Origin of the sequence: Arthrobacter sp. HMWF013 (assembly GCF_003061105.1) — a bacterium.
Classification (GTDB): domain Bacteria; phylum Actinomycetota; class Actinomycetes; order Actinomycetales; family Micrococcaceae; genus Arthrobacter.
Map to the genome: position 1 here is coordinate 1 of NZ_QAIQ01000387.1, position 6,350 is coordinate 6,350.

Consider the following 6,350-nt stretch of genomic DNA (forward strand, 5'->3'; position numbering starts at 1 on the left):
CCCCGCCTCATACGGCGGGACTCCCTCGGTGTGAGTCCTCGAAAGCCGGTGGCGTCAGCCCGCCGTCGGCGATTCCGTGCCGGACCGGCGACGCAGTGCCACCAGGGCACCCGCACCGAGCAGGACACCCAGACCGGCCAGCCAGGTGGTGCTTTCGCCCGCCCCGCCCACCGAGGTCTGCGCGTTGTAGCCCTGGTTGGTGCCCTTGACAGCAGAGGCTGCTGCGGCGGGAACCTTTGCGGCTGCCTGAGGAGCGGCTGCCTTCGGAGCAGCCGCCTGTGGTGCCGGTGTCTGCGCAGCCGGTGTCTGCCCCGCCGGAACCACTGCCTCTGCAGGCGGTTCAACGATGGTGGGCGTCTCCGGAGTGACGATGACGGGCGTCTCCGGCGTGACAACAACGGGCGGCGGTGTGACCACAACGACCGGCGGAACCACGACCCCGCAGTTCTTGAAGCCATCGGCCTCGTTCCAGTTCAACCCCAAAGGCAGAAGATCGTACGGCTCGATGATGTCGTCCGGGTGCCCGCTGTGGCCGTTCGGTCCGCCAACGCCCTGAGGAGCCATGCTGGTCATGTTCCCCCCGTGACAGATCGACACAAGCTTTTCTTCCTTGTTTTCGTTGTCCGCGGAGGCCGGTACAGCGACACTGAACAATGCCAGCCCCACGACCCCCAAAGTTGTGATGGCTCGTTTCATGATGTTTTCTCCCCAGTCTGTTGTGAAACGGACCATGCGGAGGGGTTAGCGACGGCTCTCGATGCCCCAACAGCATGGCCAGCTTGCTTATGACATCAGGCTAGGGGCGCAGGTACGGCACGGTCGCGAGTAGGAGGTACTCGTCTTTGAATGGCTTTGACCTGCGGCGATACCTGTATGTACCCGGAAGTGGGCTGGTAGTACTCGGATTGGCGGGCCCTTGAACGATGGCGGACCCGAGCCTAACGTTGGAGCATATGAAAGGTGCGTGAGGGTCATGGAAATCTTCATGTGGTGGCTGGATCTGAACCTGGACAGCAAGGAGTGGCTGCGGGAAAACCTCCGTGCGGACGAGCTGCCGCTCCCTGTCCTGCAGGGCATCGCCGAAGCAGGCGGGCCCCACCCGGGCACGCCCGTCTCGGTCCTCACGGAGGCCGATTGGGACTTTATCGAGACCCAGTCAGAATTCGTGGACTGACAGGCAGCAGATGGACCAGCGCACCAGCCGCTCCGTTGCGCGCTGCCGGTCCACCTGGCGAAGTAAGTCCACATAGCGAAGAAAAGCGTTGCGGCTGCCCGGCCGCGGTGGTTGCATGGGGTGCATGGCAACCGCAGAGAGTTTTGTCTTGGCAATCGGGACCAAAAAAGGCCTGTGGCTGGCCACCAGCCAGGACCGGCAGCAATGGTCCTTCTCCGGCCCGCATTTCCTGATGAGTGAAATCCCCAGCATCGCCATCGATACCCGGGACGGCCGTACGCGGATCATGGTGGGCGTCAGATCCGAGCACTGGGGCCCCACAGTTGCCCACTCCGATGACCTGGGTGCCACGTGGTCCGAACCGGAGCAAGGGGCAATCACCTTCCCGGTGGATACCGGCGCGGCGGTGGAACGCATCTGGCAGATCTACCCGGACGCAGAGTCGCGGCCCGGCGTGGTCTGGGCCGGAGCCGAACCGATCTCCGTCTGGAAGTCGACGGATGGCGGCGAGCACTTTGAGCTCAACCGGGGGCTCTGGGACCACCCCCACCGCAGCGAATGGGGTGCCGGCTATGGCGGCGCTGCCGCCCACTCCATTGTGGTGAGCCCCGCCGGGGACAAGGTCCACATTGCGATGAGTACCGGCGGGGTTTACCGCTCACTCGACGGCGGGACCTCCTGGGAGCCCAGGAACAAGGGGATCTCGGCCTACTTCATGCCGGATCCCAACCCTGAATTCGGCCAGTGCGTCCACAAAATCGCCGCGGACGCTGCCGTCGACGGCAGGCTCTATGCGCAGAACCACCACGGCGTCTACCGCACGGACGATAACGGCGAGAACTGGAACTCCATCGCAGAGGGCCTGCCGGCTGATTTTGGTTTCGTGATGCTGACCCACCCGCGCCGCGAAGGAACTGCCTGGGTTGTCCCGCTGAAGGCCGACGGCGAGAGGATCCCGCCTGACGGAAAGCTTGCCGTGCACCGCACCGACGACGCCGGCGGCACCTGGAAGAGGCTGGATACGGGACTGCCCGGGCACGAATACAACAGCGTCCTGCGCGACGCCGCCTCGGTGGATACGGCCGAACCGGCAGGCGTCTACTTCGGCACACGCGGCGGTACGGTATTCGCCAGTGCGGATGAGGGGGAAACCTTCCGCGAGGTGGCCTCGCATCTTCCCGACGTCCTGTGTGTCCGGGCCGCCGTACTCTCAGGGGCAGCTGCCAGCGGTGCCTGAGATCAGTGTGTTGCTGCCCAGCATCCTCCAGCCTCTGGCCGGCGGCCGGCCGGTGCTGACTGCGCCTGCTGCCGGGCCGCTGACTGTGGCTTCGCTGCTGGACGCCGTCACAGGAGGTTACCCGGTGCTGGGCAGGCGCCTGCGGGACGAAACCGGTGCACTTCGCCGGTTCGTCAATATCTACGTGGACGGGGACGAAGTGCGCCGGCTCCACGGCCTGGACACTGAAGTGGCTCCGGGCCAGGAGGTGCTCATCATCCAGTCGGTGGCGGGGGGATAACTGACGGCAACGTTGCCGTCCTGGATTCCACAGGAGGGAATTGTCATGACCAACCAGAGCCTGCAGTCAGCAATCGATCAGCAGGGCAGCGCCGTTGAGGTGCTGCGCAATGCCAAGTCCCGGCCCTTCACTTTTCCCGTCACTCCGGAGTTCACCAACTGGCGGACTGAGCAGGCCTCGTGGCGGGACTCCTGCGCGTTGCTGGACCAGTCGCACCATATGGCGGACCTCTTTGTCCGCGGCCCCGACGCGACGGAGTTCTTCACCTGGATCGGCACCAACTCAGCTGCCGCCTATCACGTGGGCCGCGCGAAGCAGCTGGTCGCGGTCAACCACGACGGCTACCTCATCGGCGACGGTATTCTCTTCCACCTCGCCGAGGGCTCCTTCGATCTTGTGGCCCTTCCGATGCTGGCCGATTGGGTGGAATACAACATCGTCGACGGCGGCTGGGACCTCACGCTGGAACGCGATGACCATTCGCTGATCCGCAAGGGCGATCCGAAACTCTTCCGCTACGAACTGCAGGGGCCGAACGCACCCGCCATCATCGAAAAGGTCACCGGGCAGCCGGCGCCGGAGCTGAAGTTCTTCCACATGGGTGAAGTCAGCATCGAGGGCCGCAACGTGGGCGTTCTGCGGCACGGCATGGCCGGGCAGCCGGGCTTCGAGCTGTGGGGTCCGTGGGCCGATGCCGCGGCAGTGCACGCGAAACTCCTCGCGGACGGCGCGGAATTTGGCATCACGCAGGTCGGGGCGAAAGGCTACTCCTCGGCGAACCTCGGCTCCGGCTGGGTGCCGTCGCCGCCGCCGGCAATCTTCGAGCCCGAACTCAAGGCCTACCGTGAATGGCTCGACCTCTCCAAGGCGGGCTCATTCGGGGGCAGCTTCTACTCGGCGGAGGTCGCCGACTACTACGTCACTCCGTACGACATCGGGCTCGGCCGCTCGGTCTCCTTCGACCACGAGTTCCTCGGCAAAGAAGCCCTGCAGCGGCATTCCCAAAACCAGCGGCGCACGAAGGTCACGCTGGTGTGGAACCACGAGGACGTGACCAAAGCGCTCGGATCCATCCTCGGCGATGGCATTCCCGCCAAGTACATCGAGCTCCCCAAGTCGCGCTACGCGCTGTTCCAGACGGACCGGATCCTGAAGGACGGCAACACGATAGGGATCTCGTTCGACGTCGGCTACCTGGCCAATGAGCAGGTCTTCCTCTCCCTGGCCACCATCGACGTCGAGCATGCCCAAACGGGAACCGAAGTGACAGTCCTTTGGGGTGAGGAACCCAATTCCGGGAAGGCGCAGGTGGAACACCATCGGCAGGTGGAAATGCGCGCAACTGTCGCCCCGGCCCCCTTCACCGAGTACGCGCGGGCCGGCTACCGAACGTCATGAGAAAGGGCGCGAAAACTCGTTTCAAAATCGTTGACAATTTCGTTTTCGATCCGTAGCGTCGGTCTCGTGCGGACGTGACGGACGCGTCTATCCCGAGCAATGATGCGACAGGGAGGTAGAGGGTGGCCGCAGGCCTGAGCCTGAAGGACGTGAACCTGCACTTCGGCGGCGTCAAGGTGCTGCAGGAGGTGAGCTTCAACGTGGAGCCGGGCGTCATCTTCGGCCTGGTGGGTCCCAACGGCGCGGGAAAGACCTCCCTTTTCAACTGCATCAGCGGCCACTACAAGCCGAATTCAGGTTCCATCACCATCGACGGCACTGAGGTCCTGGGCAGCGCACCGTCGCACCTTTCGCGCCTGGGCCTGGCGAGGACCTTCCAGCATCCTGCGCTGCAGCTGCACTCCACCGTCCTGGAAAACGTGCTCCTCGGGGGCCACACCAGGCTCCCCGGCGGGCCCATCCCGTGGGCGTTGCGGCTGCCGCACACCGTCCGGGCCGAGCGGGGGATGCGCTCGGAGGCGCTCGAACTCCTGGACCGCGCAGGCCTGGGCTGGGCGGCGGACCGGCCCGCCGATGAACTCTCACACGGGCTGCACAAGGGTGTTGAGCTGTGGCGCGCGCTGCTCTCCAAACCCTCGCTGCTGCTGCTCGACGAACCTGCCGCCGGGCTGTCGCACGGTGAGGTGGAGCAACTGATCAGTACCGTCAAGCGGGTCCGTGCCGAGCAGGACATCACCATAGTCATCGTCGAGCACCACATGGGACTTATCTCGGCCCTCACCGACCAGGTGGTGGTGCTGGACCACGGCCGCAAGCTGATGGAGGGCACTGCCGCCCAGGCGCAATCAGATCCCCGGGTGATCGAGGCCTACATCGGAAAGGACGCCGCGGATGACGCTGCTTGAACTGGCCGGCGTGACCGCGTCCTACGGGCCTGTGCAGGTGCTCGACGGGGTGTCGCTCAGCGTGCCCGAGGGCGGTTCGGTGGGTATCCTCGGCGCCAACGGGGCGGGCAAGACCACCACCCTGCGCGCCATCAGCGGCACCGTCCGTACCAGCGGACGGATCACGTTTGAGGGCCGGGAAATCCGCGGTTTCCGCCCCGACCAGGTTGCCGCGCTGGGGATCGCCCACGTACCGGAAGGCCGTGGAACCCTGGGCCAGCTCACGGTGCGTGAAAACCTGCTGGTGGGCGCCTACCTCCGCAAAGGCCGGCAGGGGATCTCCGCCGACGTCGACTATTGCCTCGACCTCTTTCCGCAGCTCCAGGACCGGATCGGCTCGCGGGCGGCGGCACTCTCCGGGGGCGAGCAGCAGATGCTCGCTGTCGCCAGGGCGTTCATGGCGAAACCCAAGCTGCTGCTGCTCGACGAAGCGTCCCTGGGGCTGGCGCCGAGCACGGCCAAAACCGTCTATGAGGCCATCCGGCGGCTGCGGCTCGAGTCCGGCATCGCCATGGTGGTGGTGGAGCAGAACGCCAACCTCGCCTTCTCGCTGGTGGACACCGCCACTGTCCTGGAAACAGGACGCAACGTGCTGACCGGCACCTCGGCCGAACTCAAGGGCATGGACGAGATCCGCCGCGCCTACCTGGGGGGTTGAGCACCATGGGGACCTTTATCCAGCTTGTGGTGGACGGCCTGGCAACCGGCTCCGTCTACGCCGCCCTGGCCCTCGCCATCGTGCTGGTGAACCAGGCGACCGGCCTGATCAACTTTGCCCAGGGCGGGATGGCCGTCTTGTCCGCGTACATTGCCTACGCCTTCGTGCAGTGGGGCCTGCCGCTCATTGCCGCAATCCTTCTCTCGGTGGTGCTCTCCTTCTTCATCGGCGCACTGGTGGAACGGTTCCTGGTCCGCCGCTTCGAACGCGGCGACCCGGACACGGCCGTGGTGGTGACCATCGGCCTGCTGACACTGGTCACCGGCATCGCCGCCGTCGTCTGGTCCTACAACAACCTTCCGTTCCCTTCCCTCTTCCCCTTGACCAGCGTGGAAATCCTCGGCGCTGTGGTGAGCGTCCGGTCCCTTGCCACCACCCTGACCATCATCGTGATCATGGTGGTCCTGCAGGTACTCTTCCTCCGGACCAAGCTGGGGCTCGCGCTCCGGGCAGTCGCCGACAACCCCGGCTCCGCCGCGTTTTCGGGCCTCCCGGTGGGGCGGCTGCTGATGATCGGCTGGGGGCTCGCCGCGACCCTCGGTGCCATTGCCGGCGTGATGGTGGCCCCGCAACTGACCCTGACCCCCGGCATGCTCGAC

The 6,350-nt window shown here is 65.5% G+C and carries 8 protein-coding genes; 7 read left to right on the plus strand and 1 reads right to left on the minus strand.

Going from position 1 to position 6,350, the window contains the following annotated elements:
• Positions 1-54: 54 nt before the first annotated feature.
• The gene (locus DBR22_RS14335; protein WP_258229212.1) at positions 55-564 is read right to left on the minus strand and encodes a hypothetical protein; all 510 of its coding nucleotides are present in this window, start codon (positions 562-564) and stop codon (positions 55-57) included.
• Positions 565-973: 409 nt separating this feature from the next.
• Here DBR22_RS14335 and DBR22_RS14340 point away from each other — a divergent pair, with 409 nt between their 5' ends.
• The 7 genes from DBR22_RS14340 to DBR22_RS14370 all read left to right on the plus strand — a co-directional run.
• A complete protein-coding gene (locus tag DBR22_RS14340) occupies positions 974-1,174 on the plus strand; it encodes a hypothetical protein (protein WP_108599573.1) in 201 nt (66 codons plus the stop codon).
• Between the two features lie 115 nt (positions 1,175-1,289).
• A complete protein-coding gene (locus tag DBR22_RS14345) occupies positions 1,290-2,411 on the plus strand; it encodes a WD40/YVTN/BNR-like repeat-containing protein (RefSeq protein WP_108599574.1) in 1,122 nt (373 codons plus the stop codon).
• Complete coding sequence (locus tag DBR22_RS14350) at positions 2,404-2,691, plus strand: MoaD/ThiS family protein (RefSeq protein ID WP_108599575.1); 288 nt, start codon at positions 2,404-2,406, stop codon at positions 2,689-2,691. Before DBR22_RS14345 ends, DBR22_RS14350 begins: the two co-directional genes overlap by 8 nt.
• 45 nt (positions 2,692-2,736) lie before the next feature.
• Complete coding sequence (locus tag DBR22_RS14355) at positions 2,737-4,089, plus strand: aminomethyltransferase family protein (protein ID WP_108599576.1); 1,353 nt, start codon at positions 2,737-2,739, stop codon at positions 4,087-4,089.
• Between the two features lie 122 nt (positions 4,090-4,211).
• Complete coding sequence (locus DBR22_RS14360; protein ID WP_108599577.1) at positions 4,212-4,994, plus strand: ABC transporter ATP-binding protein; 783 nt, start codon at positions 4,212-4,214, stop codon at positions 4,992-4,994.
• On the plus strand, positions 4,981-5,691 hold the full coding sequence (locus DBR22_RS14365; protein WP_108599578.1) for an ABC transporter ATP-binding protein: 711 nt from the start codon (positions 4,981-4,983) through the stop codon (positions 5,689-5,691). Before DBR22_RS14360 ends, DBR22_RS14365 begins: the two co-directional genes overlap by 14 nt.
• A 5-nt stretch (positions 5,692-5,696) precedes the next feature.
• On the plus strand, positions 5,697-6,350 hold a 654-nt coding region (locus tag DBR22_RS14370), incomplete at its 3' end, for a branched-chain amino acid ABC transporter permease (RefSeq protein WP_108599579.1).

Excerpts from the sequence above, each read along its gene's own strand:
- DBR22_RS14345 (WP_108599574.1), top strand. The coding sequence starts at position 1,290 with ATGGGGTGCATGGCAACCGCAGAGAGTTTTGTCTTGGCAATCGGGACC.
- DBR22_RS14335 (WP_258229212.1), bottom strand. The coding sequence starts at position 564 with ATGGCTCCTCAGGGCGTTGGCGGACCGAACGGCCACAGCGGGCACCCG.
- DBR22_RS14355 (WP_108599576.1), top strand. The coding sequence starts at position 2,737 with ATGACCAACCAGAGCCTGCAGTCAGCAATCGATCAGCAGGGCAGCGCC.
- DBR22_RS14340 (WP_108599573.1), top strand. The coding sequence starts at position 974 with ATGGAAATCTTCATGTGGTGGCTGGATCTGAACCTGGACAGCAAGGAG.
- DBR22_RS14365 (WP_108599578.1), top strand. The coding sequence starts at position 4,981 with ATGACGCTGCTTGAACTGGCCGGCGTGACCGCGTCCTACGGGCCTGTG.